This window comes from Flavobacterium sp. ENC (assembly GCF_020991415.1).
Taxonomy (GTDB): Bacteria; Bacteroidota; Bacteroidia; order Flavobacteriales; family Flavobacteriaceae; genus Flavobacterium.
Genome location: NZ_JAJMOY010000009.1, coordinates 89,754 through 110,768, shown reverse-complemented (window position 1 = coordinate 110,768; position 21,015 = coordinate 89,754). Strand labels below are relative to the sequence as shown.

19 protein-coding genes are annotated in these 21,015 nt (G+C 37.8%); 9 read left to right on the top strand and 10 right to left on the bottom strand.

The annotated features are described in order from the left end of the window. Positions 1 to 20 precede the first annotated feature (20 nt). Entirely contained in the window at positions 21 to 533 is a 513-nt protein-coding gene (locus LPB89_RS19070; protein WP_230703250.1) for a hypothetical protein, read from the bottom strand. Between the two features lie 188 nt (positions 534 to 721). Between LPB89_RS19070 and LPB89_RS19065 the strand changes: the two genes are divergently transcribed. The 4 genes from LPB89_RS19065 to LPB89_RS19050 all read left to right on the top strand — a co-directional run bounded on the left by LPB89_RS19065 (position 722) and on the right by LPB89_RS19050 (position 5,136). Further along, positions 722 to 2,107: an MATE family efflux transporter gene (locus LPB89_RS19065; protein WP_230703249.1), complete on the top strand. Its 1,386-nt coding sequence runs from the start codon at positions 722 to 724 to the stop codon at positions 2,105 to 2,107. A gap of 29 nt (positions 2,108 to 2,136) precedes the next feature. After that, positions 2,137 to 2,364, top strand: a complete 228-nt coding sequence (locus tag LPB89_RS19060; RefSeq protein ID WP_127339667.1) for a hypothetical protein — start codon at positions 2,137 to 2,139, stop codon at positions 2,362 to 2,364. Between the two features lie 39 nt (positions 2,365 to 2,403). Beyond that, positions 2,404 to 4,344 (top strand): LTA synthase family protein, encoded by a 1,941-nt coding sequence (locus LPB89_RS19055; protein ID WP_230703248.1) that lies wholly within the window; start codon positions 2,404 to 2,406, stop codon positions 4,342 to 4,344. Between the two features lie 249 nt (positions 4,345 to 4,593). Beyond that, the gene (locus LPB89_RS19050; protein ID WP_230703247.1) at positions 4,594 to 5,136 is read left to right on the top strand and encodes a hypothetical protein; all 543 of its coding nucleotides are present in this window, start codon (positions 4,594 to 4,596) and stop codon (positions 5,134 to 5,136) included. Between the two features lie 27 nt (positions 5,137 to 5,163). Here the strand turns inward: LPB89_RS19050 and meaB are convergent, their stop codons facing one another. The 3 genes from meaB to LPB89_RS19035 form a co-directional block, all read right to left on the bottom strand. Next, entirely contained in the window at positions 5,164 to 6,255 is a 1,092-nt protein-coding gene (gene meaB / locus LPB89_RS19045; RefSeq protein ID WP_230703246.1) for a methylmalonyl Co-A mutase-associated GTPase MeaB, read from the bottom strand. Between the two features lie 305 nt (positions 6,256 to 6,560). Beyond that, positions 6,561 to 7,202 carry an NAD(P)-dependent oxidoreductase gene (locus LPB89_RS19040; RefSeq protein WP_230703245.1) on the bottom strand — a complete coding sequence of 214 codons (642 nt, stop codon included), beginning with the start codon at positions 7,200 to 7,202 and terminating at the stop codon, positions 6,561 to 6,563. A gap of 54 nt (positions 7,203 to 7,256) precedes the next feature. Then, the gene (locus LPB89_RS19035; protein WP_230703244.1) at positions 7,257 to 7,664 is read right to left on the bottom strand and encodes an Rrf2 family transcriptional regulator; all 408 of its coding nucleotides are present in this window, start codon (positions 7,662 to 7,664) and stop codon (positions 7,257 to 7,259) included. 230 nt (positions 7,665 to 7,894) lie between these two features. On the opposite strand from LPB89_RS19035, the gene LPB89_RS19030 reads away from it, so the two are divergent. After that, complete coding sequence (locus tag LPB89_RS19030) at positions 7,895 to 8,692, top strand: AEC family transporter (protein ID WP_230703243.1); 798 nt, start codon at positions 7,895 to 7,897, stop codon at positions 8,690 to 8,692. 151 nt (positions 8,693 to 8,843) lie between these two features. Then, a complete protein-coding gene (locus LPB89_RS19025; RefSeq protein ID WP_230703242.1) occupies positions 8,844 to 9,482 on the top strand; it encodes a peroxiredoxin in 639 nt (212 codons plus the stop codon). A gap of 94 nt (positions 9,483 to 9,576) precedes the next feature. Here LPB89_RS19025 and LPB89_RS19020 read toward each other — a convergent pair whose 3' ends face one another. The 3 genes from LPB89_RS19020 to LPB89_RS19010 all read right to left on the bottom strand — a co-directional run bounded on the left by LPB89_RS19020 (position 9,577) and on the right by LPB89_RS19010 (position 14,165). Next, positions 9,577 to 11,811, bottom strand: a complete 2,235-nt coding sequence (locus LPB89_RS19020; RefSeq protein ID WP_230703241.1) for a cation:proton antiporter — start codon at positions 11,809 to 11,811, stop codon at positions 9,577 to 9,579. Between the two features lie 238 nt (positions 11,812 to 12,049). After that, positions 12,050 to 13,396, bottom strand: coding sequence for an adenylosuccinate lyase (purB, locus tag LPB89_RS19015; protein ID WP_127339675.1), 1,347 nt, complete (start codon positions 13,394 to 13,396; stop codon positions 12,050 to 12,052). A 79-nt stretch (positions 13,397 to 13,475) separates the two neighbouring features. Beyond that, positions 13,476 to 14,165 (bottom strand): NAD-dependent deacylase, encoded by a 690-nt coding sequence (locus LPB89_RS19010; protein WP_230703240.1) that lies wholly within the window; start codon positions 14,163 to 14,165, stop codon positions 13,476 to 13,478. A 171-nt stretch (positions 14,166 to 14,336) separates the two neighbouring features. On the opposite strand from LPB89_RS19010, the gene cysC reads away from it, so the two are divergent. The 3 genes from cysC to LPB89_RS18995 are packed head-to-tail and all read left to right on the top strand — an operon-like array spanning position 14,337 to position 16,589. After that, complete coding sequence (gene cysC / locus LPB89_RS19005; RefSeq protein ID WP_230703239.1) at positions 14,337 to 14,873, top strand: adenylyl-sulfate kinase; 537 nt, start codon at positions 14,337 to 14,339, stop codon at positions 14,871 to 14,873. Between the two features lie 23 nt (positions 14,874 to 14,896). Beyond that, a complete protein-coding gene (locus LPB89_RS19000) occupies positions 14,897 to 15,871 on the top strand; it encodes a sulfotransferase family protein (RefSeq protein WP_230703238.1) in 975 nt (324 codons plus the stop codon). A 55-nt stretch (positions 15,872 to 15,926) separates the two neighbouring features. Beyond that, complete coding sequence (locus LPB89_RS18995) at positions 15,927 to 16,589, top strand: RNA methyltransferase (protein ID WP_230703237.1); 663 nt, start codon at positions 15,927 to 15,929, stop codon at positions 16,587 to 16,589. 62 nt (positions 16,590 to 16,651) lie between these two features. Here LPB89_RS18995 and LPB89_RS18990 read toward each other — a convergent pair whose 3' ends face one another. The 3 genes from LPB89_RS18990 to LPB89_RS18980 all read right to left on the bottom strand — a co-directional run bounded on the left by LPB89_RS18990 (position 16,652) and on the right by LPB89_RS18980 (position 20,953). Next, complete coding sequence (locus tag LPB89_RS18990; protein WP_230703236.1) at positions 16,652 to 18,256, bottom strand: PepSY-associated TM helix domain-containing protein; 1,605 nt, start codon at positions 18,254 to 18,256, stop codon at positions 16,652 to 16,654. A 77-nt stretch (positions 18,257 to 18,333) separates the two neighbouring features. Next, positions 18,334 to 20,493, bottom strand: coding sequence for a TonB-dependent receptor (locus tag LPB89_RS18985; protein ID WP_230703235.1), 2,160 nt, complete (start codon positions 20,491 to 20,493; stop codon positions 18,334 to 18,336). A 94-nt stretch (positions 20,494 to 20,587) separates the two neighbouring features. Beyond that, on the bottom strand, positions 20,588 to 20,953 hold the full coding sequence (locus tag LPB89_RS18980; protein WP_230703234.1) for a hypothetical protein: 366 nt from the start codon (positions 20,951 to 20,953) through the stop codon (positions 20,588 to 20,590). Positions 20,954 to 21,015 lie beyond the last annotated feature (62 nt).

Sequence of the window (21,015 nt, the reverse complement as noted above, 5' to 3'; positions counted from 1 at the left end):
GAATAAAAATAAATGTATTTTTACAAGTCAAAACCGTAGGCTACACGAAGCGCTACCTGATTGGTTCTGAAATCGTGATAATCTTCATATCGAACACTTAAATCGATGTATTTATTAGCATACCCAATTCCAGGAGCCCATAAAAACGTTGTGTCGTTGTAACCGTTTGTTACAGCAAAACCGGCACCGATTTCACCTAAAACATAAAATTGATCTTCCCATACAAAAGCTTTAAAACCTGCTTTTGCCGGAATAAAGCCAAGATCTTTAGCGTCGTCTCCGTTAAATAAATTCGTAAAACCTGTAGTCAGGGTTAATGATGTTCTTTTCGTTAAGTCATATTGCAGACGTACATCCCCACCAAGTGCCCAATCATAATCGTTGTCAGTTGGTATACCACCATTAATTCCAAATCCCAATCTGAATCCCTGATCGTAATTTTTAATTTCACTGTCCTGAGCGAAAGTTGTGTTGGCGTATAATAAAGCAATAACTGCTAGGCATAACATTTTTAGATTTCCTGATTTCATCATGACAATTTTTTTTAATTATTAATAGTGTAAAAGTAAAATCTAACGGTTTGAGCTTTGTTATATAATTCTTGACAATTGTTATATAATCTCAGGATTATTACACTTATTCTTAATATTGGCTTATATTTTTGATAATAGAAAAGAATTCAAAGCTTCTGAGTATCTTTGCCGACTTAAAAGCAGTAAAATTGAATTTAAAAAATTACACAAAAGAGTTCTCCTATAATTTAAGATTAGCGTACCCTATCATACTGGGAATGGTCGGCCATACCTTAATTGGTATTGTCGATAATATAATGGTAGGTAAATTGGGAAGTACGGAACTCGCAGCGGTTTCACTTGGAAATAGTATGATATTTATAGCGCTGTCATTAGGAATAGGATTTTCTACCGCTATCACTCCCATTGTAGCAGAGGCCGATGCAGAAAAAAATGAATCGAAAATTCGTGCTGCGTTTCATCACGGATTGTTTTTATGTATCATTCTGGGCGTTTTGCTTTTCGGAGTAATTGTGCTGGCCATGCCTTTGATGGAATTACTGCACCAGCCTGCAGATGTTATTGTCCTGGCAAAACCTTACCTGGCCTGGGTGGCCTTTTCACTGGTGCCGCTTATTATCTATCAGGGCTACAAACAATTTGCAGATGGCTTATCCATGACCAAATACTCGATGTATGCGATTATTATTGCCAATATAATTCACGTCGGAATTAACTATATGCTGATTTACGGCGTCTGGATTTTTCCTAAAATGGGAATTGTTGGTGCGGCTTTGGGTACCGTAATTTCAAGAATTATGATGGTGCTGTTCATGCACATTATCTTATCGAGAAGAGAACAGCTTAAAACCTACTTTCAGAATTTTAGTTTTGAAGAAATCAAAAAAGAAACACTTAGGAAAATTATAAGCTTAGGTTTGCCATCCGCCATGCAGATGCTTTTTGAAGTAGTACTTTTTACGGCTTCGATCTGGCTTTGCGGCAATATCGGAAAAACAAGTCAGGCAGCCAATCAGGTGGCTTTAAGCCTTTCGTCCCTGACTTTTATGTTTGCTATGGGGCTTAGTGTTGTTTCTATGATTCGTGTCAGTAATCAGAGAGGTCTCATGGATTATAAAAACCTGGTAGTTGTAGCACGGTCTGTCTTTTTGCTTTCCATTATCCTTGAAGTTGTCTTTGCAGCGGTATTTATTGCCTTTCACAGCATTTTGCCTTATCTCTTCCTGAATATGGAAAATACATTGCAGCTTACCGATAATACAGAAGTAATAGAGATTGCTTCAAAATTACTTTTAATAGCTGCAGTTTTTCAGATTTCCGATGGTATTCAGGTTGTTGTCTTAGGTGCTTTGCGGGGATTACAGGATGTGAAAATACCCATGTACATTACATTTGTGGCGTATTGGGTCATTGGGTTCCCAATTTCATACTATTTGGCAGAATATACGCCCTGGAAAGCACAGGGAGTGTGGATTGGACTTTTGGCCGGATTAACTTCTGCTGCAATTTTTCTCTATATTCGTTTTCACTACTTAACTAAAAAATTAATTAATAATTCAGTTGCAAATAACTAAATTTGAAACATAAAAAAATAAATTAAAAAATGGAATTACCTAAATTTTTACTCGGAGATAACACTGATTTTCCAGATGATATTTTTATCGTTCACCTTGATTATCCAAGATTTATTATCAACCTTAAAGATGATGAGGTTGAATTTATGGAAGAGGCCGAAGATCTTGATGAAGCTGAACTAAATGCAGAAATGGAAGGCTTGATTGTTCTGGCAAATGAATTTTACGACAGGGAAATAAACCGTTACGAAGAATAATTTTGTTTTCAATATATTTTTAAGCTCTAAATCTTTCTGATGAAAAAATTAAGTTTTTTAAAACCTGTTTTTAATTTCATAGCAATCGGATTGCTGATTACTACTTTAAGTCGAATATTTTTGTTTTTTCTGTTTAAAGAAAGAGTCGTCGAAACACCAAACTTCTGGTATATTTTTCCAATTGGTCTGCGAATGGACATGATCTTGTTATGCTACCTGTCCTTTCTTCCTTTTGTTTTGATTACATTCCTGCCGAACAAATGGGTTAAGTTTACCAATAACTTTCTGGTGATTTACAGCTTTTTATTCCTGTTCCTGATTCTTTTTGTAGAATTGGCATCGCCGGATTTTGTAAAACAATACGACACGCGTCCGAATAAAATTTTCCTGGATTATCTGATTTATCCAAAGGAAGTGGTCGGGATGCTCCTGAAAAGTTACCTGACTTCCATAATTGTGACCTTCCTTATATTGGGGCTGGTCTTGTATTTTGCTTTCAAAAAAGGGAAAAAACTTTTTCATACCACCAGTACAGCCTATAAATTCAAATTAATCGTTTTTCCAGTAGTGGCGTTTTTATTGTTTTTCGGAGCCCGTTCCAGTCTGACTTCAAAACGGCCAATCAATGCCAGTAATGCGGTTTTTTCTACCGATCAGCTGACGAATACTTTGGGACTGAATTCTTTTTATACGGTTGCTTTTGCGGCGTATTCCATTAAAAATGAAGGAAACACCAAAATGTACGGAAAAATGGACGAAGCCGAAGCGATCGCCCGTGTCAAAAAATACATGATTGCGGGACCAACGGATTTTACCGATGCTGAAATTCCGTTTCTTCACGTACAGCAGCCCGATACAACAGTAAAGCAACCGTATAATCTGGTGATCTTTTTACAGGAAAGCCTAGGTGCGGAATATGTGGGGATTTTAGGCGGAAAACCATTAACCCCGGAATTTGATAAATTATCGAAAGAAGGCTTGCTGTTTACCAATTTATATTGCACAGGAACCCGAAGTGTACGCGGAATCGAAGCCGTTGTAACCGGATTTCTGCCTTCACCATCTGAAAGTGTGGTGAAATTAGGAAACTCCCAACAGGGCTTTTTTACCCTCGCTGATGCTTTAAAACAAAAAGGATACGAAACCAGCTTCATTTATGGCGGAATGGCCAATTTTGACAATATGGCTTCGTTTTTCAACGGAAACGGTTTTCAGGATATTGTGGATCAGGAAGATTTTGAATCCGATGGAAATAAATATGCGTTCAAAGGAACCTGGGGTTATTCTGATGAAGATTTAGTGACCAAAGCAAACAATTATTTTAAGGCAAAAGGCAACAAACCTTTCTTCTCCTTAATGTTTTCGACTTCAAATCACGAACCTTTTGAATATCCGGCAGGAAGAATAAAACCATACGACCAGAAACCTGCGACGGTAAATAATGCCATGAAATATGCCGATTTTTCGATTGGAAAATTCTTCGAAATGGCTAAAAAAGAAGCTTATTTTAAAAATACGATTTTCATTGTCATTGCCGATCATAATACAAGAACGTACGGAAAGAATCTGGTACCGATCAATAAATTTCATATTCCGGCATTAATAATGGGGCCCGGAGTTCAAAAAGGACAAGTATACAGCAAACTGGCCAGTCAGATCGATATTCCGCCAACCTTATTGGGTTATTTAGGAATTCCGTTTGAAACGCCGATGGTGGGACGAAACCTGAATAAACTGGACGCTAAAGTGCAGGGAAGATCCATCATGCAGTTTAATGATATCAATGCCTTTAGAGTCGAAAATCAGGTGGTGATTATGCAGCCGAATTTGAAACCACTGCAATTTGAAATCAAAAATGATACGACCCTGATTCCTGTAAAACTAAACGAAGAACTGGCCAAAGATGCTTTGGCACATGTAATTACAGCAGGAAATTTGTACAAGGAAAACAAATATAAACTTAGAGGTACAAAAAAATAATTTTCATTTCATTTTAAAAAAAGCTGCTGGGTATGTAATTTCATACTTAGCAGCTTTTTCTTTTAAAAAGATTGATTTACTGACAATTTAAACCAGCAACGAATGAAAGCAATGGAACAATTCTTATTTTTTTTGAATTAAAAGCCAAATGAGAGGGTAACAAAAAATAAATTTAATTGATATATCATAAACCAAAAGGCGTAACCTGAAAAGCCTGTGATAGAGTAAGGTCAATTAAATTTATGTATTATGAAAAATTTACAACAAAAAAAATTAAAAAAATCTGAAGTATTAAAAGGAATGCTAGTTTTTGTGTTTGCAGCTTTTTTTATGAGCTGTAACAACGAATCCGGTGAAGATCAAAATGCTGAATCCTTAAAAACAGAGCAGCAAAATCAGTCAGTTTCCAGAAGAATCTATGACGACGATGCCATTATTGTGCGAAATTGGGGAGCGCATAACATTGATTGCAGTCAGCCGGAAGGATTTTGTTATGATATTTATACCTTTAGCTGGCACAACTTTTTTAAACCACAACCTACCGGAACACCAGTACGTGTTGCAAATGAAAAAGGAAATTTTGTTATGGAAATTCAAAAAAGTGCTTTGACTGCAGCGCATCAGAAAGAATTATTAAGAAATGGAGTGTATGTAATACCTGAAGGTCAAATTATAGCTCCGGAATTAGTTAAATCTTTAAAATTCAATTCAGACATTTTAACTCCTGGTAAATATCCTATTGAAGAAAGTGAAGAAACTTATACCATTGCAATCAATGTAAATGAGAAGTAAATGAAATTAAAAAAAGCTTTAAGGAATTTAGAGCTGTTTTTTATATTCACTTAATAAAAACCGGGCGGCTGCAAAAGGTGATATTTCATCATTTTGCACCGCTTTTTTTATTTGTTCCAATTGCCCAATAATCCCGGGCTGATTGTAAAAGTTTGATTTCAAATGTTCATCGATAGTTTCCATCATCCAGAACTGATTCTGGTCTTTTCGTTTTTCCTGAAAGAAACCAGATGCATTAGTCTGTACAAAATATTGGGAAATAGTATCCCAGATTTCAGAAATCCCTTCATTGGTGATGGCGCTACAAGTCGTAACTTTGGGCTGCCAGTTTGATTTTTTGGGTGGAAATAAATGCAAAGCCCTGTTGAATTCCAGTTTCGCCTGCTGTGCTTTTTTGATGTTGTCACCATCTGCTTTATTGATGACAATAGCATCTGCCATTTCCATAATACCGCGTTTGATTCCCTGAAGTTCATCGCCGGCACCGGAAATTTTCAATAGCAGAAAAAAGTCAACCATACTGTGTACGGCCGTTTCACTTTGCCCAACACCAACAGTTTCGATAATAATGGTGTCAAAACCTGCGGCTTCGCATAAAATAATCGATTCACGGGTTTTTCTTGCAACGCCGCCCAAAGTGTCTCCGGAAGCACTGGGTCTTATGAAGGCATTTTCATCCTTTACCAATTCTTCCATTCTGGTTTTGTCCCCCAGAATACTTCCATGCGAAAGTGAACTGCTCGGGTCAACTGCCAATACAGCCACATTTTTCCCCAAAGCGGTCAGGAATTTACCAAAGGCTTCTATAAAAGTACTTTTTCCAACACCCGGAACACCTGTAATCCCAATGCGTACGGATTTATTGGCATGAGGAAGACAGCCCTGTATTACTTCATTTGCTTTTTCAGCATGTTCGGGATGAGTGCTTTCTACTAAAGTTATGGCACGGCTTAAAGCCGTCCTGTTCTGATCGAGGATTCCATTTATTAATTCAGCCGCAGAAGGCTGTTTTCTTCTGTTTTTCTGAATCTGATGAATAGCAGCACTATTGGTGATTTCAGGAGGTGAAATCCCAGCTTTTTCGTGTAAACTGCCTGATTGTTTCTTTAAGCTTGACAAAGTGTGCTTTTTGGTTTTTGTAAAAGTACAGAAAACAAAGACAGTTTCAAAAAGTTAGTTTGCCACGAATTACACGAATTTACACAAATTTTTTTTTGACTTTTGTCATCCTAAAACAGGAAGGATCACACTCGTAACTCCACACAGAAAGTCGCCAATCTTTGTAGAATATCAATTTGATCCTTCCTGCGTCAGGATGACAGCAATAAAAAATTCGGGAAATTCGCGAAATTCGTGGCAAAAAAAAATACTTCCAAACTCAAGAACTTAGCCCCTCAGAACCTCACCCTCAGAACCTTTTCTCCTTAATATGCCGCCGTAAAACGAACCTGATGGTGTCTTGCATTTTCTGCTTCATCGGCAATAACAACCGCCAAATCTTCAACAGAAAGAATACTTCTTTGTTCGTCGTTAAAAACCGGGTTATCCAAACCTAAACGGTATTTTCCTGTTCTTCCGGTTGTAATGCCCTGATGCATTTCAAAAGCAGGGCTAAAAAAGGCCCAGTCCAGATCTTTTTCTTCTTTCAAAATATTCAGGTAATCCCTTGCTGCAGTTGCTCCGGCATGGTATTCTTTTGGGAAATCAGGTGTGTCCACCGCTTGTAAACCCGGGGCTACAAACAAACTTCCGGCACCGCCAATCGTGATAAAACGTTTCACACCGGATTTTTTTACCGCTTCCTGAATGGCTTTAGATCCTGCGATAAAATCCTCATAAATATTAGGATTAGCCCATCCCGGATTATAAGCAGAAATAATAACATCGTGTCCTTTAAGAGTTTCAGCCAATGCATCGACATTAAAAATATCCGTAGCTATCCAGTTTGCATTTGATGTTTCTTTTGGAGTTCTGGCGATCGCTGTGATGTCCTGGTTTCTGGATGCTAATTCGTTTAAGATAGCTGAGCCGACAAATCCTGTAGCTCCAATGATTGCAATTTTCATAATATATAATTTAATTAGTAATAAAAAATGTTACAGTTTTGTATAAAAAAAGGGTTAGAACTGACTCGAAAAATCTTCCAGTGTGATTTTTTTCAATTGTAAACCTACATTTTCATTGATGTCCGCATATAATTCAGCCAAATTTTGATTGACTTTTTTCCCAACCGGACAGTCAGGATTCGGCTGGTTTTTGGCATAGCCTAAATTGATATTGTCAAAAGTAAGTTCGAATATTTCCTTTAAAGTGATAGCTGAAGCTTTCTTAGATAATTTTGTACCTCCGTTTTTACCTTCTTTACTTTCTACAATATGGTGTGCTTTCAGATTCGCAATTTCTTTACGAACCAAAACAGGGTTGAGGTTCATGCTTCCTGCAATAAATTCGGATGACAAAAAATCATTCGGGAATTTAGTGAGTAAAGTTAAAATGTGAATCGTTATGGCAAACTTACCTGAAATCATACTGTAATAAAATATGTTACAAATGTAAAACGTTTTATTCAGTAAAAAAAAGTTTTAACTAAAAATTAATGTTCTTCAGTGTTTTATAAATCGCTATTTTTGTCCTGATCCTGTACTATGAACAACTTTATTCTAATATTCTTCTTCCTGGCTTTAGGTTTGCTTTTGCAAAGAATAAAGCAGTTTCCGGTGCATATCTACAAGCATTTAAACAAAATTGTCATTTATTTTTGCCTGCCAGCGATTACCTTATACCATATCCCGAAAATAAATTGGAATCCGGAATTATTGTTCCGATAGGAGCGGGCTGGATTAGTTTTCTGTTGGCTTTTATATTTTTTCATTTTTTAGGAAAACGGCTGGGCTGGTCGAATAAACTGATTGGCTGTATGATCCTAACCGCAGGATTAAGTAACAGTTCCTTTTTGGGTTATCCGATAATTGAAGCCTTATTTGGAAAAAAAGGTTTGGAAACAGCAGTTCTTGTCGATCAGCCGGGAACCTTTGTTGTGGTTTCGACTTTGGGCGTTTTCGTGGCTGCTTTTTATTCTAAGGGAAGTCCTGACACTTTCGGAATTATAAAAAAAGTGGCACTTTTTCCACCTTTCCTGACTTTCGTTTTTGCCTGCCTGATGAATGTTTTTAGCTTTGAATTTAACGACGACTTACAAGCTGTTCTATTGAAAATCGGAAGTTTTGTCACGCCTTTAGCGCTGCTTTCAGTTGGATTGCAGCTTACGTTTGACCGGAAAAGCAGACACTGGAAATTTTTGCAGCTCGGACTTCTTTATAAATTAATTCTGGCTCCTCTGATAATCCTCGTTTTATATGTTTTGATCTTAAGGCAGTATTCTGAGGTAATTAAAATAACTATTATGGAAATGGCGATGGCACCCATGATCACAGGTGCAATTCTGGCTTCGACATACGGATTAAAACCTAAATTAAGCAGCATGATGATTGGTTTCGGAATACCGGTTTCCTTCGTAACTCTTTCGCTGTGGTATTTTATCGTTAGTTTTATATAAATTTTACCCTTAATTGGAGTTTTAGCTTATTTTCTGCCAAACATTCAAAACAAGAAATAATTTATTCTCTTAAAATTGATAGAAAAGGTAGAGTTTAGTTTTTTTTAACTATTTTTTTATTAATTTTAGAGGAACTAAAAAACTTTAAATTATGTCAACATTACGATTAGGCGATATAGCTCCGGATTTTCAGGCCGAAACAACAGAAGGAACAATTCATTTTCATGAATGGTTAGGGGATTCATGGGGCGTTTTATTTTCGCATCCTGCAGATTTTACCCCTGTTTGTACCACTGAATTAGGTACAGTTGCCAATTATGTTCCTGAGTTTACAAAAAGAAATACAAAGGTAATAGCATTGAGCGTTGATGGTCTGGAGTCCCACAAAGAATGGATCAAAGATATTAACGAAACTCAAAATACAACGGTTAATTTTCCAATAATCGCTGATGAAGATAAAAAGATTGCAACTTTATATGACATGTTACACCCAAACGCCAGTGAGAAATTTACGGTGCGTTCGGTTTTTGTAATTGGTCCTGACAAAAAAATAAAATTGACATTGACTTATCCGGCTTCTACAGGAAGAAATTTTGAAGAACTGCTTCGTGTTATCGATAGTTTGCAATTAACAGCAAATTACAGCGTGGCAACTCCTGCAAACTGGAAAGACGGAGAAGATGTGGTCATTACACCAGCAGTTCCGGATAGTGATATTCCGGCGAAATTCCCAAAAGGGCATACGCCAATCAAACCGTATTTACGAATGACTCCGCAGCCTAATAAATAAGGGACTGAGGTTCTGAGGTACTAAGGTTCTAAGTTTTTTCTATTGTGAAAACTTAGAACCTTTTTTTTACTCAGTACCTTAGAACCTTAACCTCTTAGGACCTTAACAAATCAGACATTCTTTTTTTGTCTCCAACCACCCAAAGAATATCATTTTTCTCTAAGACTAAACTGGATTCCGGATTTAGTATCCTGTTTCCGTTTCGCTCAATTCCGACCACCATTCCGTTTGTCTTAGTTCTGAATTGACCGATAGATTTTTGAATAAATTCTTCCTGGGAAACTTCGAGCTGGCGTAACACTATATTAGCCTCCTCTACTTTTGCAGGAGCTTCCATTTCATTTTGATTTAGAAATTTTGTGAATTCGGTTACCTGGGCGTCGGTACCAATAACACAGATTTCATCACCGGGGAACAGGCGCTCGTTTTTGGTTGGAATTGGTATAGTGACCTCTCCACGTTTTATATAAGCAATATTGATTCCTAATTGCTCCCTGATTCTTAATTCTTCCAGCGTTTTACCTGCCAGATTCGATTCTTTTCCAATATCAAAAAATGACATGTGGCCGTCCCATGGCATTAAGTTGGCATATCTTCTGTCAATTTTTTTGTTTTCACGATCGTTCAGGTTTTTTAAGAAGTGATTTTCTATTTTATGGTATTGTTCGTTCAGCTTTTTAGGGAAGATCTGATAGGCTCCAATCGCAATCACCAATGCAATCAAAGCGATTAAAGGAGAAAAGAAGATGTTCAGTAAAAAACCAACAAAGAACAGACCAAGGCTCATTCTAATCAGAATCAGCATCAAAAGGGCACCTCTGTATTTTCGTTCTGCCCATAATTCCTCTACTTCTTCGACTGCAATGCGTCGCAGTGAAAGTGCCCATAAAAACGGAGCAATTATGATCAGGGTGATCAGTGCGGCCAATGTGTTTCCGAATCGCGTATCCACCACCAACGGCGCTACGAATTTTGACGATAGTAAGATTACGGCAACAATAACAATAGTATGTAAAATAATCTGAATAATATAAGCATGCAGTACTTTCTGCCAGGTACTGACCGATTTTATCGCCTGGGCGTTTACACTGTAGCGATTGATATTTTTGACCCATTTTTTCGGAAGTTTTCGTTCCAAAATTTCTGAAAATGGAACCGCGTATTTTACCATAAACGGAGTAGTAAAAGTAGTAACGGCAGAAACCGCAACTACTACCGGATATAAAAAGGAACTGGTAACGTTTAAAGTCATTCCGAGTGTGGCAATAATAAACGAGAACTCACCAATCTGAGACAAACTCATTCCGGTTTGTACGGACTGTTTTAAAGGCTGTCCGGCCAGTAAAGCTCCAATAGTAGAACTAACCGACTGGCCAACGATCGTGAGCAGTGTTAAGATAGCGACCGGAACGGCATGTTCGTAAAGCATTTTCGGGTCTATTAACATTCCGACTGATACAAAAAAGATAGCGCCAAATAAATCCTTAACGGGTTTTATTAAATGCTCGATATGCTCGGCCTGAGTAGTTTCGGCAATAATGGATCCCATTATAAAAGCACCTAAGGCAGGAGAGAAACCAACATTGGAGGCAAAACTTACCATCATTAAGCACAAGGCAAGGGAGATAATAAGCAGCATTTCATCTGTCAGTAAATGTTTGGCTTTTTTAAGAAGCGTCGGAATAAAAAAGATACCGCCCACAAACCAGGCCGTTAGAAAGAAAATCAACTTTAGAACCGACATCATTAATTCACTTCCGGAAAATTGCTGGCTTACGGCAATGGTCGAAAGTAAAACCATCATTAAAATAGCTACAATATCCTGTACGATTAGGGAGCCGATCACAATTCCGGCAAATTTCTGCGCTTTTACACCAAGTTCATCAAAGGTTTTTAAGATTATTGTAGTGGAAGAAATAGATAAAATGACACCCAGAAAAATACTGTCCATCTGCGACCAGCCCATCCATTGTCCGGCGAGATAACCAATAATCACCATGGTGATAATCTGAGTGATGGCAGTAATAGAGGCGGTTCCGCCGACTTTCATTAATTTTTTAAAACTGAATTCGAGCCCCAGGCTGAAGAGGAGAATAATTACTCCGATTTCTGCCCAGACTTCAACGCTTTTCATTTCGGTAATGGAAGGGAAGAAATCAAAGTGGTTTCCTGCGAGGAATCCGGCAATCAAATAGCCTAAAACAAGAGGCTGTTTCATTTTTTTAAATAAGAGCACAGCAATTCCGGCGGTAATCAGAATCAATCCGAGGTCGCTGATTAAAGGTTGTAAATGGTGTGTAGTTGCGGCAGCGGCGTTTAAGGTAATCATATAAGGAGGTGTTTTTCCAGGAGCTTAATCCGGTTTTCCATTCCAGGCTTTTACTCAAAACAACCCTTTTTTTGTAACCGTCAGAGCAGCTTTTGATTGTCGCTCTGTAACAGTCAAAAAAAGAACATTTTTTTCACAAAAGGCTTTTTATTTCAATCCGGACTAACTTCCTATGGTATTTAATAAAAAAAGCTATCGATAAAGATAGCTTTTTTTGAGAGAATATTTTGTGTTTTATTTAGATTCCGACGTAATTAGCAGGTGTTATTGCCATTAATTCTGCTCTTACAGCATCAGAAACTTCTAAAGTCGCAATAAAATTATGAATTGCTTTTTTGTCAATTGCTTCGTTTGTCCGGGTCAGGCCTTTTAAAGCTTCGTAAGGATTCGGATACGCTTCACGACGCAAAATCGTCTGAATCGCCTCGGCTACAACGGCCCAGTTTTTTTCTAAATCTTCAGCAAATTTAGCTTCGTTCAGAAGTAATTTGTTCAGCCCTTTCAGGGAAGCTTCAAAAGCAATAATGGTGTGTCCGATCGGAACGCCAATATTACGCAGCACCGTACTGTCAGTCAAATCACGCTGTAATCTTGAGATTGGTAATTTAGCCGATAAATGCTCAAAAATAGCATTTGCTATTCCTAAGTTTCCTTCAGAGTTTTCAAAATCAATCGGGTTTACTTTATGTGGCATAGCCGATGATCCGATTTCACCTTCTTTGATTTTTTGTTTGAAATAATCCATCGAAACATATGTCCAGATGTCACGGTCCAAATCTATAATGATCGTGTTGATTCTTTTTAAAGCATCGAAAAATGCTGCGAAATGATCGTAATGTTCAATTTGTGTGGTTGGAAAGGAATGGTGTAAGCCAAGACCAGTTTCAACAAATTTGCTTCCAAACTGTTTCCAGTCGATTTGCGGATAGGCTACATGATGTGCGTTGTAATTTCCGGTCGCCCCGCCAAATTTCGCCGCAAACGGAACGTTGAACAACAGACGAAGCTGCTCTTCCAAACGCTCCACGAAAACCAGAATTTCCTTTCCTAAACGGGTAGGGGAAGCCGGCTGTCCGTGTGTACGCGCCAACATTGGAATGGCTGCCCATTCTGTGCTTAATTCTTTTAATTTTGAAATTAGAGAAATTAAGGATGGCATATAAACCTGCTCAAAAGCTTCTTTTGTAGAAAGCGGAATTGCAGTGTTGTTAATATCCTGAGAAGTTAATCCGAAGTGAATGAATTCTTTGTATTGAGATAAACCCAGTTTTTCAAAAGCATCTTTGATAAAATACTCCACTGCTTTTACATCGTGATTGGTCACTTTTTCTGTTTCTTTGATCCAAAGGGCATCTTCAGTAGAAAAGTTTTTATAGATGTTACGTAAACTGTCAAATAAATTCGGGTTTACATCTTTTAGTTGTGGTAATGGCACTTCGCACAAGGCAATAAAGTATTCAATTTCAACCAGTACACGGTATTTGATTAAGGCTTCTTCAGAGAAAAAAGGCGCTAATGAAAGGGTTTTACTTCTATATCTTCCGTCAATTGGAGAAATAGCATTCAATTCGTTTAAAGTAGTCATTGTTATGTTGTTTGTTCGAAAGGTGCAAATATAAACAGAATTTGGGGATTAGAAGGCATCAAAACGGGCAATTGTACTTTTAAATTGATTTTAAACGGTCTCTTAAAATCGCCACTCCTTCAGAAGCAATTTCAGGAATGATTTCTACTTTATTCTGAATATTCGGAATTGCAATGGGCTTGGGATCAATATAAAAAACCGGAGTATCACTATAAGTGTAAGAAATCAGTCCGGCAGCGGGATATACCTGCAGTGAGGTTCCGATTACGGCAAAATAATCTGCTTCTTCCACTATCTTAATGGCTTCCTCCAAAGCAGGCACTTCTTCGCCAAACCAGACAATATGCGGACGCAGCTGATGTCCGTTTGCATCAAAATCCCCGGTAAACAAATCCTCTTGCCAGTCTAAAATCAGATTGCGGTTCTGCGTACTTCTTACTTTCAGCAGTTCGCCATGCAGGTGCAATACTTTGGTGCTTCCGGCGCGCTCGTGTAAATCGTCTACATTCTGAGTGATGATATGGACGTCAAAATCCTGTTCCAATTCGGCTAAAATCCGATGGCCAGGATTCGGCTGTACTTCTTTGAGCTGCTGGCGTCTTTTGTTGTAGAAATCCAATACCAATTCCTGGTTTTTGTGCCAGCCTTCTGGAGTTGCCACTTCCATTACATCATGGCCTTCCCATAAACCATCACTGTCCCGAAAGGTTTTGATACCGCTTTCGGCACTGATTCCGGCACCGGTTAAAACGACTAGTTTCTTTTTCATTTTTATTTGATTATCAAAAATAAAAATAGTCAATTCCAAATGAACTCAGTTACGTATTTTATAAAAAAATGAATGTGTTGACGTAGTTGTTTTTTTAGTATTTTTACTATAAATAAAACAGCAAAACATTGATTTATATCGTTTTGTTTATGCGTAAAAAATGATTTTTAAATGCTACTAATACAATTTACCGGTTTGTCAGGTTCGGGAAAAACTACATTGGCTAAAAATGTCGAACATTTGCTGGTGCAGCAGGGACACAAAGTGGAAATCGTAGATGGTGATATATACCGAAAAACAATTTGTAAAGACCTGGGCTTTTCAAAAGAGGATCGGTACGAGAATGTAAGACGCCTGTTTAATGTCGGACAGGATTTTATTCAGTCTAAGGTTATTGTTTTAATGTCGGTAATTAATCCCTATGAAGATTTAAGAAATGAAATCAGCCGGCATAATTTTGTCAGAACAGTTTATCTCGACTGCTCGATAGACAATCTCATTAAAAGAGATCCGAAAGGATTGTACAAAAAAGCACTGCTGCCCGATACTGACAGCAATAAGATCAGCAATTTTACCGGAATAAGTGATGTGTATGAAGTTCCTTTAAAGGCTGATTTAACTTTAAAAACCGATTCAGAAACAGAGTTTGTTTCAACCCATAAACTGTACTCTTTTATAGTGGAGAACATCAGCAATACCGTTCAGTAAGCACTATAACTAAATTTTAAAACATGGAAAATACAGATCACCCCCTTTTGCATTGGATTCCCAATAAGTTAATTGAAAAGGAGGGAGAGGTATATTTTGAGTGGATTTATTTGGGAGACAAAAGGTACCTGGATCCTTTTTTTGAGGAAACACTGGTAAAATGCGTAAGTCATCCGAACAATTCAAAAAGATTTAAAGTAGTGAGCACCGCAACTAATCTTATTGACTGGGCAGACCAATTGGTTGCTGCGGAATTAAAAGCTTTTGTGTTTCATGTCTCGCGTTGTGGCTCGACTATGCTGGCGCAGTCTTTGGCAGTGTCCCCGCAAAATATAGTTGTTTCAGAAGCTCCGATTCTTGATGCGATCCTAAGAAGTGAACTTTTTGATCCGGCCCAAAAAAGAATACTGATAAAAGCCGTGATCGCTTTACTGGGACAAAAAAGATTTCCTGAAGAAAAGAATTTAGTGGTAAAATTAGACTCCTGGCACATCTTTGAAGCAGATGAATTAAGAAGCCTTTTTCCTGAATTGCCTTTTGTGCTGTTGTACAGAAATCCAACAGAAGTATTAAAATCACATTCCAAACTCAAAGGAATGCATATGGTTCCCAATTTACTCCCTCCCAAAATTTTTGGAATTACCACTAAAGAGATGGAAGAAATCAGTTTCCAGCAATATAGTGCCGTAGTTCTTGAAAAGTATTATCAGGCTTATTTTGATTTTCATGAAACAGATCAAAATGTACTGGTCTACAATTACAAAGACGGGATGCGGGATATTCTCGAAAAGGTTATTGATATGATCAATGGCGATTATTATATCGAAGAAATCGACCAGATGTACGAACGTTTTAAAAAGCATTCTAAAAATGAAGGGAACACTTTTAAAGGTGATTCTTTTCTAAGTGAAAATTTAGCGATGGATCTCACCAGTGTTAATCATTTGTATGAAAAGTTAGAAAGTAAATTATCCGGACAATTGACGGACAGAAATTAAGGACTACTTTATTAACGATTCTTTTTTAGTATTTTTGCAGCAAATACAAGCAAAAATGACTGATTTAGATTACCTCGCCTTTCTTGAAAATATACTAACAGATAACCGAAAAGAAAAATTCCTAAAAGTGCTGGCCAACCGCACCAAACATTTTACGATTGCTGTCGAAGATGTTTTTCAGATGCACAATACCAGTGCCGTGATGCGCAGCTGCGAAGTTTTCGGAATTCAGGAATTAAATATTATTGAGCAGCGTTACGGTAAAAGAATCGATAAGGAAATTGCAATGGGTGCCCAGAAATGGGTAGATATCAATCAGTTTGATTCGATTACGAATTGTCTTTCTACCTTAAAAAATCAGGGCTACCAGATTATTGCCACAACACCTCATGAAAACGATTGTTTGCTGGAAGACTTTGATATCAACAAACCGAGTGCTTTATTTTTCGGCACGGAACGCGACGGACTTTCACAGGAAATTCTGGAGAAAGCGGATGGTTTCCTGAAAATACCCATGGTCGGTTTTACAGAAAGTCTGAATATTTCTGTTTCCGCTGCCATCATCATTCAAAACCTTACCAACAGATTGCGTAATTCAGATATTGCCTGGCAGTTATCGGAAGAAGAAATTCTTGAAAAACGCCTGGCTTGGGCAAAAAGTTCCATCAAAGATATCAAGAGAATCGAAGCGAGATATTTTGAGGAAAATCAGCGATAAGGTAAGTCTCTAAGGTTCTGAGTTTCTCTTCTTAGAACCTTAGAGACGTAGTACCTCAGCATCTATTTCTTTAAGAAAAGAATAAATCCCAAAACACTAACAATTAAAATAGTCAGTGCCGCCAAAACCATGGTCAAATCCCTGATGTTTTTTCCCGCCCAGTCCATAAATAAAAATTTATGCAGGATGGCAAACGAATATCCTTCCACTTTATCGGAATTTTTAACGACGGCGGCCAGTCTTGAAGTGGCTGTTTCGATAAAATAAGTGGTTTTTTCGGGTGTGTCGTAAGCCAGTTTTATTACGGGTAATCTTTTGTTGACAAAACCATATTCCCGGCTTTCAAAATCAGTTAAAATTTTTGATTCCAGTAATTTTACATTTTCCAAAGAAGGCTGAGGTTCGTCGTCATCACTTTCGATCATTTCGCAGCAAGCTTCTCTTGGGGCACCACCGGTAAAATAATAGGCTAAAAATTCTGCATAATCAAAATCCAGGTTGGGGGCGATTTTGTTTGTGACCGCATTGATATACACCACCTCTGATTTTGGCTCGTCTTTTTTATTCCATTTAGAACTGGGGTCTGCCTTTGGTTTTTTGAATTTTTTGGTTTCTGCTTCCACGAGCTGACAACGGTAATAGGTACTGTCGTTAAGGCTGATGATTCCAATGTTTTGAAAACGATTCCAGTCCAGATTTAAGTCGTTGTTAGGAAAATGAATTTCTTTGGTCGAAAATGTAGGTTCATACACCATTTGCGATAAAGTATAAGGTGCCCACTTTGTAGTAGCATGATAGGCTCCGCTAAAAGCAAACGTTAAAGTAAAAAGGGAAACCCAGATTCCGATCTGGCGATGGTATTTTCTCAGTCCTTTTTTGGGCTGTAACTGGTCTGTTTTTTTAAATTGTTTCCACAATAAACCATAGATTACAATTCCGCTCAGGGCAGAGAAACCAATGATGGACAACAGAAAAATCATGGTAATGATTCGAATACTGTTGTTCGTAATGGCATCAATAAACGACCAGTTGTGAAAAGTATCAAAAAACCAGATAAAAGCCTGTCTCGAAGTGGGGTTGTACGTGGCCAGTTTGCCTGAAGCAGTTTCCACATACACTTCCATAGCATCAGAACGATTGAAAGTTACTTTGTAAACGGGTAAATAACGGTTTACATATTTGTATTGTGAGGTAAATTCGGTAACGACTTCGCTCTTTTTTACCGGACTTTTTTGATCGTCCAGAAAATAACGTGAGAGCCATTGGGCATATTTTTGATCTCCGTTTTCGAGTTTTTTTCCAGTGGAGGTCTTAAAATACAGTAAATCCCCCGGAATCATTTTTACCTGATAAAAAGTAGTATTATTGAAAGAAACGATTCGGAAATTTTTGAAATCATTGATGCTGTTTTTCTTCAGCACTTCCTGAATCGAAAGCTGCAGCTGATTTTTATCGATGATTTGCTGTTCCAGTTTCTCATGGGCAATTTCTGGTTTAAAAAAATGTGCCATAAAAGGGTGCATCAAACCGGACAATGTCCAGAAAAGTACGGGAACAATTGTAATTAATCCAATAACACGATGCCATTTGTACATGTGCTGTTTGACTTTCTTAATGAATTTGGAATCTTTCTTTTTGGAAGATTTTTTATTTATCTCTTTACTCATGATTAGCTTCTGGTATTTTTTTTAGCCACAGATTGAAAGGATTTTGAATCGCTTCAGTCTGTGGCAAAAACTTTAGGTTACTTTTTTAGTGAAAAATTATATTGAATTCCAAAGACAAAAGTTCTTGGGGCTGCCGCTGTGTAAGTAGGCTGAGCATTTGTGGTGTTGGCTCTGGAAACATTATAAGCGTATAGTTTATCGGTAAGATTGAGTACGTTTCCGTAGATCTCAATTTTTTTCCACTGGTAACCAATTCTGGCGTTGAAGAAGTTATAACCGCCATATTTTATGGTATTGATCTGATCCTGATAATAACTGCCCACCAGCTGCCATTCGATAGAAGTCCTTAGATTTGGAAGCCAGCCTGGGTAATAACTCACCTCAGAATTTCCCGACCATCTAGGTGCTGCCGGCATTTCTTTTCCATTTAAATCCTGAATCGGGTCGCTTGGTTTATCAGAGAGTTTAAAATCGATATAGGTGTGTTGTGCATACGTCCCGCCAAAACGGATATTGAATTGTTTTGATGGACGGTACGAAGCACCGAACTCGATTCCTTTATGGCGTGTTTCTCCGGCGGAGCGATAATCGGTTGAGTTATCCGCCAGTTTAATATTCAATAATTCATTCTTGCCTTCCATATAATAAAATGCATAATCGAAGTTTAATTTGTTTTCCAGGAAAGAAAGCCAGCCGCCAATTTCGTAATTATCGAATGTTGCAGGTTCAAGATTATAATAAAAATCAGCTGGAACGCCCGTTGTTCCGCCAGTTCCGGGTTTCGTTCTGAAAATTGAAGTAATTCCGGGAGGTGCAAAACCCTGTGAATAGTTTCCGTAAAAACCGGCATATTCAACAGGATTATAATTGGCTCCAATTTTAAAAGTAGCTTTATCATACACTTTGCTTCCGGAAGAAAAATCCAGTGCATTGTCGTAGTTCACTTTCATATTGTCATACCGGCCGCCAAGAGTAAGTACAAATTTTTCGAATGGATTGATGCTTATCTGGGCATATCCCGCGGTATTAAAAATATCTGCGGTATAATCCGCCAGTTTCGAATCGGGATGCTCTGCGATAATTTCATAAGAATCAACAGTTTGTTTTCCTGCTTCTCCCGGATTTAGGTTTGCTTTTAAGTCAATGACGTACGACCAATAGGTTACGGGAGAGTAATCGTATAAAGCACCTGCAACAATTTTGGTATTCAGGAAATCAAACTTTTGGGTATGCTGTGCAATAGCGCCGTAACTTTTGAAGTTATTCGAATTTACTTCTCCTTTGGCTGTTGTGGGATTTACGGTTGGACTCCATCGGATTCCGTAGGAAGGATTCTGGCCTAATTTGTTATCTCGCAAATAAGCGGTAATGTAACTGCTTGATTTGTCATTCCAGTCGTGTTCGAGTGTTAATCTCGTTCTTAAAGCATCAGATTTTCGATATGTAAAATCAGAAGAACTTTTGTAGGTTCTGTTATTGAAAGCATCTTCATTCACACTTCCGCTCATATCGGAATAATATTTTCCGTACATGGTATTACTGATCAGTCGGGTAGAAGGAGATATGTTATAATCAATTCGGGCATTCAGGTTGTCTTTGTTATAATCCGAATATGTCATCCAGCCATTTTCCTGAAGACTTGAAATTCCGGCAATATGAAAACCCACTTTTCCAATTGTGGCACCACCGGCGGCCTGAAATCTTCTGTAGCCGTAATTATCGGCCTGGACCCCAAATTTAAATTCGGGATTGACAGGTGGTTTTAGCGAAATTAAATTGATCGTTCCTCCAACAGCTTCCGGTCCGTATAAAGAAGAAACCGGGCCTTTTACCACCTCAATGCTCTGCAGGTTATACTGATTGATTTCCAGCAGGGCATTATGATTGAAAATTCCCATGGGGCGAATCGGCAAGCCGTCTTCCAGGTATAAATAATAAGCATTGGTTGTCATCGGCTGACGAATCGACATCATGTGCTGCTCGTTGCCTAAATTGACCATTAAAACGCCCGGCGTTTTGTTGATGATCTCGTAGACAGCAGTAGCTTTTGTCTCATTAATGGTTTTGGCCGTTATTTTGCTTATGGCAACAGGTGTTTCCTTGCGTAATGTCGCAGTACGATTGGCAGTTATAAAAACGTTTTCAAGTTCCTGCGATTTTGTGGTGTCTTGTTCCGCTTTATGCTGTGCGAAGACACATTGCCCTATGATGAGTAGGGTAAAGTATATTTTTTTCATTTTAAATTATATAAATTTTAAAAGTAACAGGTATTTTTCCTGATTCTAAAACAGGAAAAAAGCTTTTCAAAAAACTGAAAAGTGCAGCTAAAATTTATATAAAAAAGGAAGGAGGGCGAAAAGTAGCATTCGAAACTGAAACAGGTTTGTTGTCAGGAAAAGCAAAGTTTTTTGCCTTTGATTCTATTAGTGCTACTAATTTGAAATTTAATATGGGAGTATTTTGAATGTAGACAACCTCAACTTTTTCTTTCAGGTTGTTTTGCATTTTCTTTTCGTTGTCGGCGTATTTTTTTAAACTTTTTTGAAGTTCACATCGGCCGTTACAGGAATTAAAAAGCATTTTGCGTTGTACACAGATGGTTTTTGAAATTTCTTCCTGATTTAATTTGAAGGAGGTATAAACAAAGAAACTGCCAAAGGATGGCACTAAAAGCATAAAGGAAAGTAATATGATCAAAAACTTCTTCAAGGTTAATTTAGTTGTTTCGGAAGCAAAAATACATCTTATTCGTTTTACAA

Bases quoted from the DNA above. Each gene is read 5' to 3' on its own strand.
- LPB89_RS19070 (WP_230703250.1), bottom strand. From the start codon at position 533: ATGATGAAATCAGGAAATCTAAAAATGTTATGCCTAGCAGTTATTGCT.
- LPB89_RS19060 (WP_127339667.1), top strand. From the start codon at position 2,137: ATGGAATTACCTAAATTTTTACTCGGAGATAACACTGATTTTCCAGAT.
- LPB89_RS19055 (WP_230703248.1), top strand. From the start codon at position 2,404: ATGAAAAAATTAAGTTTTTTAAAACCTGTTTTTAATTTCATAGCAATC.
- LPB89_RS19050 (WP_230703247.1), top strand. From the start codon at position 4,594: ATGAAAAATTTACAACAAAAAAAATTAAAAAAATCTGAAGTATTAAAA.
- LPB89_RS19040 (WP_230703245.1), bottom strand. From the start codon at position 7,202: ATGAAAATTGCAATCATTGGAGCTACAGGATTTGTCGGCTCAGCTATC.
- LPB89_RS19035 (WP_230703244.1), bottom strand. From the start codon at position 7,664: ATGATTTCAGGTAAGTTTGCCATAACGATTCACATTTTAACTTTACTC.
- LPB89_RS19025 (WP_230703242.1), top strand. From the start codon at position 8,844: ATGTCAACATTACGATTAGGCGATATAGCTCCGGATTTTCAGGCCGAA.
- LPB89_RS19020 (WP_230703241.1), bottom strand. From the start codon at position 11,811: ATGATTACCTTAAACGCCGCTGCCGCAACTACACACCATTTACAACCT.
- purB (WP_127339675.1), bottom strand. From the start codon at position 13,396: ATGACTACTTTAAACGAATTGAATGCTATTTCTCCAATTGACGGAAGA.
- LPB89_RS19010 (WP_230703240.1), bottom strand. From the start codon at position 14,165: ATGAAAAAGAAACTAGTCGTTTTAACCGGTGCCGGAATCAGTGCCGAA.
- cysC (WP_230703239.1), top strand. From the start codon at position 14,337: ATGCTACTAATACAATTTACCGGTTTGTCAGGTTCGGGAAAAACTACA.
- LPB89_RS19000 (WP_230703238.1), top strand. From the start codon at position 14,897: ATGGAAAATACAGATCACCCCCTTTTGCATTGGATTCCCAATAAGTTA.
- LPB89_RS18995 (WP_230703237.1), top strand. From the start codon at position 15,927: ATGACTGATTTAGATTACCTCGCCTTTCTTGAAAATATACTAACAGAT.
- LPB89_RS18990 (WP_230703236.1), bottom strand. From the start codon at position 18,256: ATGAGTAAAGAGATAAATAAAAAATCTTCCAAAAAGAAAGATTCCAAA.
- LPB89_RS18985 (WP_230703235.1), bottom strand. From the start codon at position 20,493: ATGAAAAAAATATACTTTACCCTACTCATCATAGGGCAATGTGTCTTC.